14 protein-coding genes are annotated in these 15,439 nt (G+C 70.7%); 11 read left to right on the top strand and 3 right to left on the bottom strand.

What is annotated here, in order from left to right:
* A partial coding sequence (locus tag ACIRJP_RS38245; RefSeq protein ID WP_404184936.1) for a hypothetical protein occupies positions 1-836 on the bottom strand: 836 nt, incomplete at its 3' end.
* A gap of 855 nt (positions 837-1,691) precedes the next feature.
* On the opposite strand from ACIRJP_RS38245, the gene ACIRJP_RS38240 reads away from it, so the two are divergent.
* From ACIRJP_RS38240 to ACIRJP_RS38195, 10 genes are all read left to right on the top strand, one after another.
* Positions 1,692-2,555: an oxaloacetate decarboxylase gene (locus tag ACIRJP_RS38240; RefSeq protein ID WP_404184933.1), complete on the top strand. Its 864-nt coding sequence runs from the start codon at positions 1,692-1,694 to the stop codon at positions 2,553-2,555.
* Positions 2,556-2,689: 134 nt separating this feature from the next.
* Entirely contained in the window at positions 2,690-3,115 is a 426-nt protein-coding gene (locus ACIRJP_RS38235) for a hypothetical protein (protein ID WP_404184930.1), read from the top strand.
* A 320-nt stretch (positions 3,116-3,435) separates the two neighbouring features.
* The gene (locus tag ACIRJP_RS38230; protein WP_404184927.1) at positions 3,436-3,966 is read left to right on the top strand and encodes a hypothetical protein; all 531 of its coding nucleotides are present in this window, start codon (positions 3,436-3,438) and stop codon (positions 3,964-3,966) included.
* Positions 3,967-4,071: 105 nt separating this feature from the next.
* Positions 4,072-5,016, top strand: a complete 945-nt coding sequence (locus ACIRJP_RS38225) for an LLM class F420-dependent oxidoreductase (protein WP_404184924.1) — start codon at positions 4,072-4,074, stop codon at positions 5,014-5,016.
* 10 nt (positions 5,017-5,026) lie between these two features.
* Positions 5,027-5,824: an SDR family NAD(P)-dependent oxidoreductase gene (locus tag ACIRJP_RS38220; protein WP_404184921.1), complete on the top strand. Its 798-nt coding sequence runs from the start codon at positions 5,027-5,029 to the stop codon at positions 5,822-5,824.
* Positions 5,825-5,937: 113 nt separating this feature from the next.
* Positions 5,938-7,059: an LLM class flavin-dependent oxidoreductase gene (locus ACIRJP_RS38215; RefSeq protein ID WP_404184918.1), complete on the top strand. Its 1,122-nt coding sequence runs from the start codon at positions 5,938-5,940 to the stop codon at positions 7,057-7,059.
* A 163-nt stretch (positions 7,060-7,222) separates the two neighbouring features.
* Entirely contained in the window at positions 7,223-8,962 is a 1,740-nt protein-coding gene (locus tag ACIRJP_RS38210) for an amidohydrolase family protein (RefSeq protein WP_404184915.1), read from the top strand.
* Complete coding sequence (locus ACIRJP_RS38205) at positions 8,959-10,422, top strand: aldehyde dehydrogenase family protein (RefSeq protein WP_404184912.1); 1,464 nt, start codon at positions 8,959-8,961, stop codon at positions 10,420-10,422. The genes ACIRJP_RS38210 and ACIRJP_RS38205 overlap by 4 nt, the downstream gene beginning before the upstream one ends.
* Before the next feature lie 250 nt (positions 10,423-10,672).
* Positions 10,673-12,238 carry an APC family permease gene (locus ACIRJP_RS38200; protein ID WP_404184909.1) on the top strand — a complete coding sequence of 522 codons (1,566 nt, stop codon included), beginning with the start codon at positions 10,673-10,675 and terminating at the stop codon, positions 12,236-12,238.
* 221 nt (positions 12,239-12,459) lie between these two features.
* Complete coding sequence (locus ACIRJP_RS38195) at positions 12,460-13,647, top strand: macrolide family glycosyltransferase (RefSeq protein ID WP_404184906.1); 1,188 nt, start codon at positions 12,460-12,462, stop codon at positions 13,645-13,647.
* A 58-nt stretch (positions 13,648-13,705) separates the two neighbouring features.
* Here ACIRJP_RS38195 and ACIRJP_RS38190 read toward each other — a convergent pair whose 3' ends face one another.
* Together ACIRJP_RS38190 and ACIRJP_RS38185 are read right to left on the bottom strand one after the other, a co-directional pair.
* Positions 13,706-14,374 (bottom strand): endonuclease, encoded by a 669-nt coding sequence (locus ACIRJP_RS38190; protein WP_404184903.1) that lies wholly within the window; start codon positions 14,372-14,374, stop codon positions 13,706-13,708.
* Entirely contained in the window at positions 14,371-14,940 is a 570-nt protein-coding gene (locus ACIRJP_RS38185) for a DNA polymerase ligase N-terminal domain-containing protein (protein WP_404184900.1), read from the bottom strand. The genes ACIRJP_RS38190 and ACIRJP_RS38185 overlap by 4 nt, the downstream gene beginning before the upstream one ends.
* Before the next feature lie 212 nt (positions 14,941-15,152).
* On the opposite strand from ACIRJP_RS38185, the gene ACIRJP_RS38180 reads away from it, so the two are divergent.
* Positions 15,153-15,428, top strand: coding sequence for a hypothetical protein (locus ACIRJP_RS38180; RefSeq protein WP_404184897.1), 276 nt, complete (start codon positions 15,153-15,155; stop codon positions 15,426-15,428).
* Positions 15,429-15,439 lie beyond the last annotated feature (11 nt).

The following is a 15,439-nucleotide window of genomic DNA, read 5'->3' as shown; positions in this document are numbered from 1 at the left end:
CGGGTGCGACCGGTGCGGCTGGTGTCGATGGTGCGACGGGTCCGACGGGTGCGACCGGTGCCGACGGTGCGGCTGGTGCTGATGGTGCGACGGGTGCGACCGGTGCCGACGGTGCGGCTGGTGCTGATGGTGCGACGGGTCCGACGGGTGCGACCGGTGCGGCTGGTGTCGATGGTGCGACGGGTCCGACGGGTGCGACCGGTGCCGCTGGCCTTGATGGTGCGACCGGTCCGACGGGTGCGACCGGTGCCGACGGTGCGGCTGGTGCCGATGGTGCGACGGGTCCGACGGGTGCGACCGGTGCCGCTGGCCTTGATGGTGCGACGGGTCCGACGGGTGCGACCGGTGCCGACGGTGCGGCTGGTGCCGATGGTGCGACAGGTCCGACGGGTGCGACCGGTGCCGACGGTGCGGCTGGTGCTGATGGTGCGACGGGTCCGACGGGTGCGACCGGTGCGGCTGGTGTCGATGGTGCGACCGGTCCGACGGGTCCGACGGGTGCCGCTGGCCTTGATGGTGCGACGGGTCCGACGGGTGCCACCGGTGCGGCTGGTGTCGATGGTGCGACGGGTCCGACGGGTGCCACCGGTGCGGCTGGTGTCGATGGTGCGACGGGTCCGACGGGTGCGACCGGTGCCGCTGGCATTGATGGTGCGACCGGTCCGACGGGTGCCACCGGTCCGGCCGGGCCTGTCGGTCCGTCCCAGACTGCTACCAGCGCAGCCACGTCCATTCCCGCCGGCGGCAGTGTCGAGAACATCATTGCTACTTGCCCTGACGGGACCGTGCTGACCGGGGGAGGCGCCCTGAATCAGCTGCAGAACGATGAGATCCACTGGACCGCGAGCTACCCGGACACCGCCACCAACACCTGGCACGTCTCCGCGTACAACAGTGGTGCAGGTGCGCAGACCGTCCAGTCGTACGCGGTCTGCATTCCTTCCTCTGCATGACCTGAACAGTTCCGAGGGGGCTGTCCCGAACCCGCACAGGGACCGGGATGGCCCCCGGCCGCTGCTGCAGCAGAGATCTTCTGCTGCAGCAGCTTCATGTTGTCCTCGTCGAGTTCCGCGGCCCCGAGCGACGCGGAGAAGCGGCGGTGCCGTGGCGGGAGTTCGGGCGGACCGGTCCGACGCCCGGGGCGATCACGGGGGGCTGGAACATTATGTGGGGTATCTGCTCGAACAGTTCGATCGATGGATCCGCCGTCGACGTTTCCCCCGAGGGGTGGAACGTTACTGCTCCGGCGATCCGGCGGAATGCCGGACGGCCCTTCCGTCGCTGCCGTTCCGGCGGTCCGCCGAGCGTCAACACGGCATATGTGCAGGGTATTCAGTGCTTTCCCGAGTTGTTGTTTCGGATGATCCGAAAGGCGGCTCCCACCGGATTCCGTGCGCCTGCAACAAGCCCCCGGCGTACACCCGGGAGGAATCGCACGCAAGGTAAAAAGCGCCGCGTTCTAGGGTAAAGACACGGTCACGGCTGTATAGATATACGAGTCTTCACAAGAGGGCAGATTTCATGCGTCCCGTGCGGTCGGAACACCGCCGCCTCTTTCGGCGGGCGGGTCCGCGCGTGGTGCTTCCGCACCCGCGGCATCAGTGGCTCCGGGGCCCGGCGTCGACGGAGCCCGCAGCGCCCGGGACGGCATCGCTCGACACCCGTTCATCCATTGGTCAAGGAGAGACGCTGTGAGTTACGGAACTGCGCTGAGGGACGAAGTCCGGTCCCCGGGAACGACTCCGCTCATCGGTATCTACGACATGTACTCGGCCTCCGTCGTGGCCCGCCACTACGACGGATTCTTCGTGTCCGGCTTCGGCTTCGCCGCCTCCCACTACGGGCTGCCCGACATCGGCTTCATCGCCTGGCCGGACATGGTCGCCTTCGTGGAGCGGCTGCGGCTGGCCTTCCCCTCCCACCACCTGCTGGTGGACATCGACGACGGCTACGTCGACCCCGAGGTGGCCTGCCACGTGGTGCAGCGGCTGGAGCGGATCGGCGCCTCCGGCGTCATCCTGGAGGACCAGAAGCGCCCGCGCAGGTGCGGCCACGCGGACGGCAAGCAGGTGCTGCCGCTGGAGGAGTACCTGGAGAAGCTCAACCTCGTACTGGAGAGCAGGCGGGACCTGGTGGTCGTGGCCCGCACGGACGCCACGGAGGAGTCCGACATCCTGCGCCGCGCGGAGGCGCTCGCCGAGACGGACGCCGATGTCGTCCTGGTCGACGGGGTGCGCAGCGTCGAGTGGATCAAGCGCATCCGGAAGGTGGTCGGCGACAAACCGCTGCTCTTCAACCAGATCGCGGGCGGCAAGTCGCCCAGGCTCTCCCTCTCCGAACTGACCGACCTGGAGTGCCAGGTGGCCATCTACAGCACGCCCTGCCTCTTCGCCGCGCACGCGGCCATCGACAGCGCGCTGACGGACCTCAAGCAGTCCGACGGGCGGCTCCCCGAGTTCGTGCCCGCCGAGGGGATCGGGGTGCAGCGCTCGACGGAGCTGCTGGAGAAGAACATCAGCAGGCACCACCCCGTCCATGAGCCCGCGGTCGTCTGATCCGGACGTCGCGCCGAGTGCGGTCGACCCGGCTGGTCACCGAACCGTCCGAATGCCGGGCCCTGATGGTGCGTCACCGCGCACCGCGGGGCCCCGGCGCCATGTGCATCACAGGCAGAAGGAAGAGCAGGAACATGGGATTCACCTCGTCGAAGGCGCGTGCGGTCCTGGTGATCGCCCTCGGGGCGCTCTGCCAGGGCCAGTTGGCCGCCGGAGCGGCCCGGGCCGACGCCCCCGACGGCGGCATGGAGACGCACCACGGTCCGTCCCTGGTCACCATCGACAACTCCAACGCCGACTCCTGGCTGGAGGTGGACCGGACGCTCAATGTGCTGGGCCCCCTGAGCAAGGGCACGGCGGGCAGCGACCACGACGGCGGCGGCGGCGCCATCGACCAGAACGTGTCCTCCTCGCAGGGCGTGGGTGTCCAGGCCGCGCCGGACGAGAACGAGAACGAGGACGAGGGCGACGAGGACGAGGGCGTGGCACCGGGGAGTGGCGCGGCTCCCGAGAGCGCGGCGACCGGCGGGGACGACTACGAGGGCGACGCCGACGCGTAGGGCCTCTCGTTCGGATCAGGCCGGGCCCGCGGGGTCCGGCACGCACTCCCCCAAGGCCTCAAGGGCCAGGGGGACCCCCTCCGCGTTGTCGTCGGTCGCCATGGCGCCGCCATGCCTCCCTCCTCCACCTTGCGATCGCACGCATCAGACCCCGCTCACTGATCCGGCCTGATCCAAACGTAAGGCCCTGGACCGGCGGCGGACACGTCGTCGGAGGCGGCACCCGGCGCGGCGCCGGACGCCGCCACCCCTGCGCCCCGGCTCCGGCCTCGCCGCGACGCCCGCTCCCCCGTGCGAGGCTGGGCCCGGAGGTGGTGGCCATGGGAGGGTCGCGGGGCGAGGGGGCGGTCCCCGGCGGGCGCCTGGTGCTGCACCGGTTCAACGGTGATGAGGAGTACGGCCTCGACACGGCGCAGGTGCGGGTGATCCGCTCGTACGACGGTGACGCGGACGCCGGGGTGACCGTCTGGTTCGAGGCGCTGGCGGACCCGGACGCCGCGCGGCGCTGCGAGGACACGGCCGATGCGGGCGCGGCCCCGTCCGCCGAGGTGGGCGTCGCAATGACGGCAGCCGAGGCGGACATCGACCGGCTGGTCGGGCGTACGTTCCTGATGCCCGGGGTGGCCGAGGGAGAGGACTCGGCCATGTCGCTGCTCTACTACTTCGAGCACGAACCGCTGCGGAACAACCGGATCACGGTGGTCGCGCGCGAGGGCGAGCTGCTCCGGCTGCGCTGGACCGGGGAGTGCGACGACGTGAACTTCTACGACGGTAGCAAGGCCCCGACCCGGCTGGAGATCGAGGGCGAGTTCCTGTTCCGGGACGCCGACGGCAGGCCCCCGGCCCCGTAACCACTCCTTTCCCGCCCCTTGCCTGATGCGCCGTCAGGTATCACGATGGCCCCCGCGCCCGTCAAGTGACGATGCGTCAGATTCCCTTGGGGAGGAGGCCGTTCGGTGCCGATATCGACCACCGGGCCGCTGTCGTACGGGATGCAGCTGCCGATCCAGTCGCAGAGCACCATCTATGCCGAGGGGTGGGAGGCGGCGGCCGGTCCGGACGACCTCGCCGAGATCGCCCGGACCGCCGATCGCACCGGCTTCGCCTATCTGGCGAGCTGCGACCACGTCGCGATCCCGCGGCGGCTCGCCGGGGTCATGAGCACCGTCTGGTACGACCCGGTCGCCACCCTCGCCTATCTCGCCGGGATCACCGAGCGGGTCCTGCTGATGAGCCATGTCGCCGTCGTCGGGCTGCGACATCCGCTGGTCACCGCCAAGCAGTACGCCACCCTCGACCACCTCTGCGGTGGCCGGCTGATCCTCGGCGTGGGCGCCGGGCACGTGGCGGAGGAGTTCGAGGCGCTCGGGGCGGACTTCGACGGGCGGGGCCGGGTGCTCGACGAGACCATCGACGCGCTGAAGGCGGCGCTCGGGCCGGAGGAGTACCCGGAGTTCGCGGGGGAGCGGATCTCCTTCGGCGGCCTCGGGCAGCTGCCGCGTCCGGCCCAGGATCGGGTGCCGGTCTGGGTGGGCGGCTCCTCGCCGGCGGCGGTGCGCCGGGCGGCCGTGCGGGGCGACGGCTGGCTGCCGCAGGGTGATCCCCGGGAGAAGCTGCCCGCGCAGATCGCCCGGCTGAAGGAGTTGCGGGAAGCGGCCGGGGTCGAGGCACCGATCGTCATCGGTGCGATCACCGAGCCGCTGTACGTCGGTGAGCCGGACTGGTCCGTCGGGCGGCGCACCCTCACCGGGAAGCCGGAGGCCCTCGCTCAGTCGCTGCGCGCGTACGCGGCCATGGGCGTCCACCAGATCCAGGTGCGGTTCCGCAGCCGGAGCCGCAGTGAACTGACCGACCAGATGGCGGTGTTCGCCGCCGAGGTCGCACCCCATCTCGACAGGTAGGAGTCAGGCCATGGGCAAGCTGGACGGGCGGGTCGTACTGATCAGCGGGGCGGCGCGCGGGCAGGGTGAGGCGGAGGCGCGGCTCTTCGCCGCGGAGGGCGCACGGGTGGTGATCGCCGATGTGCTCGACGAGCAGGGCGAGGCGCTGGCCGAGGAGCTGCGGGGCGAGCTGGGGAAGGAGGCCGCCAGGTTCGTCCACCTGGACGTGAGCCGGGAGGAGGACTGGCAGGGCGCGGTCGCCGCCGCGAAGGACGCCTTCGGGAGGATCGACGGGCTGGTCAACAACGCCGGGATTCTCCGGTTCAACGAGCTCCTGAGTACGCCGCTGGAGGAGTTCCAGCAGGTGGTGCAGGTCAACCAGGTGGGCGCGTTCCTAGGGATCAAGAACGTCGCACCCGAGATCGAGGCGGCGGGCGGCGGGACCATCGTCAACACCGCCTCGTACACCGGGCTCACGGGCATGGCGTTCGTGGGTGCGTACGCCGCCACCAAGCACGCGGTGCTCGGGCTGACCCGGGTGGCCGCGATGGAGCTGGCCGCGAAGGGGATACGGGTCAACGCCGTCTGCCCCGGGGCCGTGGACACCGCGATGACCAACCCGGCGGCGCTGGACCCGTCCGCCGACCCGGAGGAGTCCAAGGCCGCGGTGGCCGAGCTGTACCGGAAGCTGGTGCCGCTGGGCCGGATCGGGCAGCCGGAGGAGGTGGCGGCGCTCGCGCTCTTCCTGACCTCGGACGACTCCTCGTACATCACCGGGCAGCCGTTCGTCATCGACGGGGGATGGCTGGCGGGCGTCAGCCTGTTCTGAGCCGACCCTAGCTGACGATGCGTCAGGTATTGACGGGTAACGGTGCCGGTGGAACAGTCGGACGCATCAAGATCTGACGGAGTGTCAGAAACGATTGAGGACGGTGAACCCCCTTGGAATTCGGGCTCTTTGTACAGGGGTATGTGCCCGCCGCGCGGGCCAAGGTCGACCCCGGGGCAGAGCACAAGGCGCTGATCGAGGAGACCGAGTACGTCATCCAGGCGGACAAGTCCGGCTTCAAGTACGCCTGGGCCTCCGAGCACCACTTCCTGGAGGAGTACTCGCACATCTCGGCCAACGACGTGTACCTGGGCTACCTCGCGCACGCCACCGACCGCATCCACCTCGGGTCCGGCATCTTCAACCCGCTGGCCCCGGTCAACCACCCGGTGAAGGTGGCCGAGAAGGTCGCCATGCTCGACCACCTTTCGGAGGGACGCTTCGAGTTCGGCTCGGGGCGCGGGGCCGGCAGCCACGAGATCCTCGGGTTCATGCCGGGCATCACCGACATGAACCACACCAAGGAACTCTGGGAAGAGACCATCGCCGAGTTCCCCAAGATGTGGCTCCAGGACGAGTACGTCGGCTTCCAGGGCAAGCACTGGTCGCTGCCGCCGCGCAAGATCCTGCCCAAGCCGTACGGGAAGTCGCACCCGGCGATGTGGTACGCGGCCGGCTCGCCGTCCTCGTACGCGATGGCGGGCAGGAAGGGGCTCGGCGTGCTGGGCTTCAGCGTCCAGAAGGTCTCCGACATGGAGTGGGTCGTCGAGTCCTACAAGAACGCCGTCAAGGAGGCGGAGCCCGTCGGGGACTTCGTCAACGACAACGTCATGGTCACCTCCACGGCCATCTGCGCCGAGACGCACGCCAAGGCCGTCGAGATCGCGGTGGGCGGCGGACTGAACTACCTCCAGTCGCTGCTCTTCCGCTACCACGACACCTTCCCCCGGCCGGAGGGGATCCCGGAGTGGCCCGAGCTGCTCCCGGAGTACACCGAGGAGATCATCGAGCTGCTGATCGCCGAGGAGCTGATGATCTGCGGCGACCCGGACGAGGTGCTGGGGCAGTGCAAGAGGTGGGAGCAGGCGGGGGCGGACCAGCTGAGCTTCGGGCTGCCGATCGGGGTGAGCCGTGAGGACACGCTGAACTCGATCAAGCTGATCGGTGAGCACGTGATTCCGAAGATCGACACGGACCCGGTGCACCGGACGTCCCGCTTCCGCGACGCGGCGTAGTGGTTTCCGGGGGCAGAGCCCCCGGACCCCCGCTCCTCGATCGCCGGAGGGGCTTCCAGATCAGCGGCGTCTTCCCGGACCGCCGCTCCGTGGGGCCGGGGTGCGTACCGCGGCCGTGCGCACCCCGGCTGCACATCCACCCACCACAGAAGGGAACCCCGCCATGCTCGACCACCTCATCCGCGGAGCGACCGTAGTGGACGGCACCGGCGGGCCCTCGTACCCCGCCGACATCGGCATCCGCGACGGCCGCATCGCCGTCGTCGCCGAACCGGGCACGCTCACCGAGGAGGCCGTCACCACCGAGGACGCCACCGGCCTCGTCCTCGCGCCCGGGTTCGTCGACCCGCACACCCACTACGACGCCCAGCTCTTCTGGGACCCGTACGCCACCCCGTCCATGAACCACGGCGTCACCACCGTCGCCGGGGGCAACTGCGGGTTCACCCTCGCACCGCTGCACCCCGAGCGCCCCGAGGACGCCGACTACACCCGCCGGATGATGTCGCGGGTGGAGGGCATGGCCCTCAAGGCGCTGGAGGAGGGCGTCGACTGGACCTGGTCCAGCTTCCGCGAGTACCTCGACGCCCTCGAAGGGCGGATCGCCGTCAACGCCGGGTTCATGGTCGGGCACTGCGCCCTGCGCAGGCACGTCATGGGCGCCGACGCGATCGGCGGACAGCCCACCGCCGAGCAGCTCGACGCCATGCTCGCGCTGTTCCACGACGCGATGGACGCCGGGGCCTGGGGGCTGTCCACCACCCAGTCCAGCACCCACTCCGACGGCGACGGGCAGCCCGTCGCCTCCCGGCACGCCCTGCCCGAGGAGCTCCTCGCCCTCTCCCGGGCCGTCGGCGAGCACGAGGGCACCCAGCTCGAAGCGATCGTGGCCGGCTGCCTCGACCAGTTCTCCGACGAGGAGATCGAGCTGCTCGTCGACATGACCGCCACCGCCGGACGCCCGCTGAACTGGAACGTCCTCACCATCGACGCGGCCGTCCCCGAACGCGTACCCCGTCAGCTGGTGCCCAGCGAACGGGCCCGCCGGGCCGGGGGCCGGATCGTCGCGCTGACCATGCCGATCCTCACCCCGATGAACATGTCGCTCGGCACCTTCTGCGCCCTCAACCTCATACCCGGCTGGGGCGAGATCCTCGCCCTCCCCGTCCCCGAGCGCATCGAACGGCTCCGCGACGCCGGAACCCGCGCCGAGATGCTCCGCCGCGCCGACAGCAAGGAGGCCGGAGTCTTCCGCCGCCTCGCCGACTTCGGCCGGTACGTCATCGGCGACACCTACAGCGAGGCCAACGAGGGACTGACCGGGCGCGTGGTGCGCGACATCGCCGCCGAGCGCGGTCTCGACCCCTTCCACTGCCTCGTCGAGATCTGCGCCGCCGACGAGCTGCGCACCGTGCTGTGGCCGATGCCCACCGACAACGACCCCGCGTCCTGGGCACTGCGCCGCGAGACCTGGGAGCACGAGGACGTCATGCTCGGCGGCTCCGACGCGGGCGCGCACCTGGACCGGATGTGCGGTGCCCCGTACACCACCCGGTTCCTCGGCGACTGCCTGCGCGGGCGCAGGCTCGTCCCCCTGGAGCGGGCCGTGAAGATGCTGACCGACGACCCCGCCCGGCTCTTCGGACTCCGCGACCGGGGCCGGATCGAGGAGGGCTTCCACGCCGACCTCGTGCTCTTCGACCCGGAACGCATCGACGCGGGTCCCGCCACCCTCGTCCACGATTTGCCCGGCGACAGCCCCCGGCTCGACTCCAAGGCCATCGGCATCGTGTCGGTCCGGGTCAACGGGGTGGAGACGCTGCGCGACGACAAGGTGACCGGCGCGGTCCCCGGCACGGTGCTCCGTTCCGGCCGCGACACCCGGACGGTGAGCACGGTATGAACGCGAACAGTCGGAAACTGCTCATCGGCGGCCGGTGGACCGAACCCGACCACGGCCACTACGAGGTGATCGACCCTGCCACCGAGGAGGTGGTCGGCCTCGCCCCGGAGGCGAGCCGCGAGCAGGTGTACGCGGCGGCGGCCGCGGCCCGGGAGGCCTTCGGCACCTGGTCGCGCACCCGCCCCGAGGAGCGGGCCGAGATCCTCGACCGGGCGGCCGGCCTGATGCTGCGCGACCTCGACGGCAACGCCGCGCTGGCCCGCGCGGAGAGCGGCGCCACCACGGGGACGGCCCGCGGCATGCAGGTCGCCGTCGGTGCCTCCCGCTTCCGGCGGTACGCCAGGGGCGCGCTGGAGCCGGTCGAGGAGGCGATCACGCCGCAGATCAACGAGGCCGGGCCGATGGGGCGGGCGGGGGTCTTCGGGGCCCTGGCCGTGCGCCAGCCGGTCGGCGTCGTCACCTGCATCACCTCGTACAACAACCCCTGGGCCAACCCGGCGGGCAAGGTGGCGCCCGCGCTGGCCATGGGCAACACGGTCGTCGTGAAGCCCGCCCCGCAGGACCCGCTCTCCGTCTTCCGGATGGCCCAGGCGCTGGAGGAGGCGGGCGTTCCGCCGGGCGTCGTCAACGTCGTCACGGGGTCGGGCCCGGAGGCGGGCGAGGCGGCCGTCGACTCCGGGGACGTCGACATGGTCAGCTTCACCGGCTCCACGGGGGTCGGGCAGCGCATCGCCGAGGTGTGCGGGCGCGGGATGAAGCGGCAGCTGATGGAGCTGGGCGGGAAGGGCGCCGCGGTCGTCCTCGACGACGCGGACCTCGACTCGGCGGTGGCGGGCATCGGCACCACGTTCTCCTTCTACAGCGGTCAGATCTGTACGGCTCCGACCCGGGTCCTGGTCCAGCGCGATGTCCATGACGCGCTGATCGAGAAGCTCGCCGCCTACGCCGGTCATCTGAAGGTGGGTGATCCGGCGGCCAGGGGCACGGTCGTCGGCCCGGTCATCTCTGCCGCCCACCGCGACCGCGTCGAGTCGTACGTGGAGCTGGGCCGGAAGGAGGGGGCGAGGGTGGTCACGGGCGGCGAACGCCCGGCCGGACTCGACCGCGGTTTCTATGTCGCCCCGACCCTGCTCGCCGACTGCACCAACGAGATGCGCGTCGTCCGCGAGGAGATCTTCGGCCCGGTCGTGGTGGTCGTCCCCTTCGACGACGAGGAGGAGGGCATCGCGCTGGCCAACGACAGCGACTACGGGCTGATCGACTACGTCTGGTCCTCGGACGTGGCCCGCGCCTTCCGGGTCGCCCGCCGGCTGCGGGCCGGCGGGGTCGGTGTGAACACCATCGGGCGGAACATGGAGGCCCCGTTCGGCGGGTTCAAGAAGAGCGGTGTCGGGCGCGATGTCGGCTCGTACGCCCTGCACGCGTACAGCGAACTCCAGTCGATCGTCTGGCCCGGCTGAACCGGTAGACGCAACCCGTGGGTGTCCGCTCAGCGGACACCCACGGAAAATTTTGAATGCCCCCAAAACGGACAGTGCTGCGGTTCCCGTACGGTGCTGTGGTCGGGTCTCGGCCTCGCATCGGAAGGTGGGGGTCGTAAATGGCCTTCAATTAATCAAGGTCTTTCCGTATTGTTGCCTGGAATTCAAGGCTGAGACGGCGGAGTCTCGCGTTCCGGATGTGGAAATCGCAGCGTTTATCGTCCTTTTCATGACTCAGCTGGACGTGCGGCCACAGGCCGGAGACACGGCAAGGGGCGCTGCCCCGGCCGACGGCGGGGTACGCGGCAAGGGGCTCGGCGGGAACTCCGTCGGGCTGATGGGCAGCGCCGTCATCGGCATCTCCACCGTCGCCCCCGTCTACTGCCTCACCTCCACCCTCGGCTCCACCGCGGGCGAGGTCGGCGTGCAGATGCCCGCCGTCTTCCTGGCCGGCTTCCTGCCGATGCTGCTCGTGGCCTTCGCGTACCGCGAGCTCAACAAGGCCATGCCGGACTGCGGCACCTCGTTCACCTGGACGGTCAAGGCGTTCGGCCCGCGCGTCGGCTGGATGTGCGGCTGGGGTCTGGTCATCGCGACGATCATCGTCCTGTCGAACCTGGCGGGTGTCGCCACCTCGTACTTCTGGCTGCTGGCGGGCGAGATCACCGGCAACAGCTCCATCGCCGCCCTGGACGACAACAAGCCCGTCCACATCGTCACCTGCCTCGCCCTGATCGCGGTCGCCACGGCGATCAGCTACCGGGGGATGACGGCCACCAAGGGCATCCAGTACGCGCTGGTGGGGCTCCAGCTCGTCGTCCTCGCGGTGTTCGTTGCGATGGCCGTGCAGAAGGCGCACAGCGGCGAGTTCGCCTCGTCGCTGGACTTCTCCTGGTCCTGGCTGAACCCGTTCGCCGTGCAGTCGTTCGCCGCGTTCACCGCCGGTCTGTCGCTGTCGATCTTCATGTTCTGGGGCTGGGACGCCTGTCTGACCGCCAACGAGGAGACCACCGGCAGCGAGAAGACCCCCGGGCGGGCCGCGCTCATCGCGATGGTCGTGCTCGTCGGCTCCTACCTGGCGACCGGCGTCGCCGCCCAGATGGCCGTCGGCTCCGGCACCTCCGGGCTCGGCCTGGCCAACCCCGGCACCTCCGACAACGTCTTCGCCGCGCTGGCCGGTCCGGTCATGGGCCCCGGCCTCGGCATCCTGCTCTTCGTCGCCGTGCTCGCCTCGGCCGCCGCGAGCCTGCAGACCACCTTCATCCCGGTGGCCCGCACGGTGCTCGCGATGTCCACGTACGAGGCCCTGCCCGCCTCGTACGCCCGGGTCCACCCGCGCTTCCGGACCCCGGGGAAGGCCACGATCACGGCGGGCGTCGCGACCGGTGTCTTCTACACGGTCATGACCCTGGTCAGCGAGCACGTCCTGGTCGACACGATCTACGCGCTCGGCCTCATGATCTGCTTCTACTACGCGCTGACGGCGTTCGCCTGCGTCTGGTTCTTCCGCGCCGACCTGACCCGCTCCTTCCGCGACCTGGTCTTCAAGGGCCTGTTCCCGGGCGTCGGCGGAATCCTGCTCACCGCGGTCTTCGGCAAGACCCTCTACGACATGTGGGACCCGGCCTACGGCTCCGGCTCGTCGGTCTTCGGGGTCGGCTCGGTGTTCGTCATCGGTGTCGGGCTGCTGCTGCTCGGCGTGGTGCTGATGCTGGTGATGCAGCGCCGCAGCCCGTCGTTCTTCCGCGGCGAGGTGCTGACCAAGGAGACCCCGGCGCTGGTCGTGGAGGACTGAGCGGACCGGTGGGACGTCCCGAAAACCCCGTGCGCGTGCGTACGGGGACGGGTTAGGGTCCCCGGCATGTACTTCATGTATCAGATCTACGGCTGACACAGGGGCGGGGCACGTACCCCGTCCCGCCGCATCCGAGTGCGCCCACGGTGTTTCGCTCCCGTGGCCGGCGCACCGGATCGCTGTGTCCCATTCACCGCAGATCTGAAAAGAAGTGATCCTCCATGCCACGTCGCACCTCACGTCGCCGTGCCCATGTCGCGATGGTCGGTATCCCCGCCGTCAGCCACGTCCTGCCCAGCCTTGAGGTCGTCCGGGAGCTGGTGACCCGGGGCCACCGGGTGACCTACGCCAACGACCCCGCGGTGGCCGGGCTGATCGAGGCCACCGGCGCCGAGTTCGTCCCCTACAGCTCCGTGCTGCCGGTCGCCGGCAACGACTGGCCCGAGGACCCCATCGGCGCGATGGGCGTCTTCCTCGACGACGCGGTCCAGGCGCTCCCGCAGCTGCGCGCCGTCTACGACCGCGACCCCGCGGACCTGTATCTCTACGACATCGGCGCCTACCCCGCGCGCGTCCTCGGCGAGACGCAGGACCGTCCCCTCCTGCAGCTGTCCCCGACCTATGTGGGCTGGGAGGGGTACGACCAGGAGGTCGCCGCGGCTCTGTGGCAGCTGCCGGGCGCCGACGCCTACCTGGCCAGGTTCACCCGCTGGCTCGCCGACAGCGGGGCGACCACCGGCGACGTGGAGACCTTCTGCGGGCCGCCCGCGCGGTCCCTGGCGCTGATCCCGAAGGCGATGCAGCCGCACGCCGACCGGGTCGACACCGGCACGGTCACCTTCGTCGGCCCCTGCTTCGGCACCCGGGCGGACACGGGGGAGTGGACGCGTCCCGCCGATGCCGAGAACGTGCTGCTGGTCTCGCTGGGCTCGGCGTTCACGAAGCGGCCGGAGTTCTACCGCCAGTGCCTGGCCGCCTACGGCGACCTGACCGGCTGGCACGTCGTGCTCCAGATCGGCAAGTACACGGACCCCGCGGCGCTCGGCGCCATCCCGGCCAATGTGGAAGTGCACTCCTGGGTGCCCCAGCTGGCGATCCTGGAACAGGCCGACGCCTTCGTCACCCACGCGGGCATGGGCGGCAGCAGCGAAGGGCTGTTCACCGGCACGCCGATGATCGCCGTTCCCCAGGCCGCCGACCAGTTCATGAACGCCGACCGGCTCGTCGAGCTGGGCGTGGCCCGCCGCAGCGACACCGACGAGGCCACCGCAACGGCCCTGCGGACCGCCCTGACCGAACTGGTCGCCGATCCGGAGGTCGCCAGGCGCTCGGCGGCGCTCCGCGCCGAAGCGCGGGCGGAGGGCGGCACCTCGCGGGCCGCCGACCTCATCGAGGACATGCTGGGCTGACCGGGGCGCCGGAGCGGCGCCTTGGGCCAAGGGCGGTTCTCAGGGGTGAGAGCCGCCCTCAGGCATGAGACCTGACGTCGTCCACGACGTGCTTGTCGAGTGCGGCGCGCACCAGGGCCGCCGCGAGCACGGCGACCCCGTGCCCGTCCGCCGACCCGGCCGCCTCCGCTGCCTCCGCCAGTTCCACCAGCTTCGCCGGGGAGGCGGGCAGCCCCAGCCGCTCGGCGCCCTGGAGGGCCTTCCCGTCCACGAACGGGGCCACCTCCGGCCACACCGCCTGCACCTCGCGGACGAAGATGTCCGCTCCGGCCGGGCCGATTCCCGGGGTGCGCCGCAGCCCGGCCCGCAGGGCGTCCAGGTCGCCGTCGGCCTCCTCGCGCAGGCGCCGTAGATCGCCGCCGTAGTCGGCCAGCAAAAGCTGCGCTCCCTCGCCGAGCTGGGTCGCCGTCCGCTCGTCGTAACGCCGGTAGCCGCCCTCGCCCAGTGCGTCCACCCGCTGCTGCCAGGTCGCCCCGGCCATCCGTTGCGGTGAGCGCATGCCGTGGGCGAACAGCGCACGCGCCGCCGACACCGCCACGGAGGCGCGGATGCGTGCGCTCAGCAGATCGCTGAGGACGAGGAGTTGGTACAGCGGCTGGGGGGTGTTCCGCAGCCGGATTCCGGCTTCGGCCGCGTACGTGGTCCCGCAGCGGGCGAGCAGGGCGTCCACGGTGTCGCGGGCGGTCACTGTGCCCCGCTGCCTTCCTCGGCCGAGACCTGGGCCAGGGTGCGGCCGGTGCGGGCCGAGCGTGCCAGGTACGGGTCCGGCAGGTCGGCGCTCTCCTGGGTGGCCCGTCCGTCCTTGGCCTTGATCAGCAGCCACACCTCTTCGCCCGGCCCGTCGCCGCCCTTGAAGCGGGTGAGCGCGAACTCGCCCTGCAGCTTGGTCCCGTCGAGCCAGAACGTGGCGTGCCCGTCCTCCAGGGACTGCTCGAACGGCACGGGCGCCCCCCACCGGTCGTGGCTGAGGGGCCGGTAGGTGCCCTGGTCCCAGACGATCACCGTGTCGTCGCCGTACTCGCCCTTCGCGATGACGCCCTCGAAGGTGCGGTACTCCAGCGGATGGTCCTCGGTGGGGACGGCCAGCCGTCGCACCCGAGGGTTCTCCGAAGGGCCGCGCGGCACCGCCCACGACTTCAGTACGCCGCCGACTTCCAGCCGGAAGTCGAAGTGCATGCGCCGCGCCTGATGGATCTGCACGACGAAGCAGGGTGCCGGCCCCGTTCGTTCGCCGTTGTCGCCGGTCCTGTCCATTAGGACACCTCCTCCGGCAGCCCCGCCCGGTGCTCTCCTTCCACTGTGACGCCCCTGGTCGCGAAGCGCACCGGGACGGGTTCCGGAGCCGGTCCGACGCCGGTCCGCAGCCCGTCCGGAGCCGGTCCGTACACAAGTATCTCGTCATCAAGTATCTTGGCATCGAGATTATTTCACCGGCAGTCTTCGTCCTGCCGTTCGAGGTGGAGCTGATGCGGTCGGTGAGCTCGTGGGAGCTCGCGGTGCTGCTCGCGCCCCAGGACGCCCGCGCCGCGTATCTGGGGCTGGCTGGGATGTCGCAGTCCATTCAGAAGTCCGCCGGGCCGCCGCTGCCGACCGGTGTGGTGATGGCCGCCGGGCCGGTGGGCTGGCTGGTGCTCGGCACGGCGGTCGCGGGCCTGGCGCTCGTGCGGCGACGGGCCTGTGCGCGTCGGCTCGGCATCGGCTCGCCCTGGTCGGAGGATGCCGCCGCCCTCACTGTTAGGTAGACTGACCTACC

Source organism: Streptomyces sp. NPDC102437 (assembly GCF_044765565.1).
In the GTDB taxonomy this organism is placed as follows: Bacteria; Actinomycetota; Actinomycetes; order Streptomycetales; family Streptomycetaceae; genus Streptomyces.
This window is presented reverse-complemented; position numbering and strand designations above follow the sequence as displayed.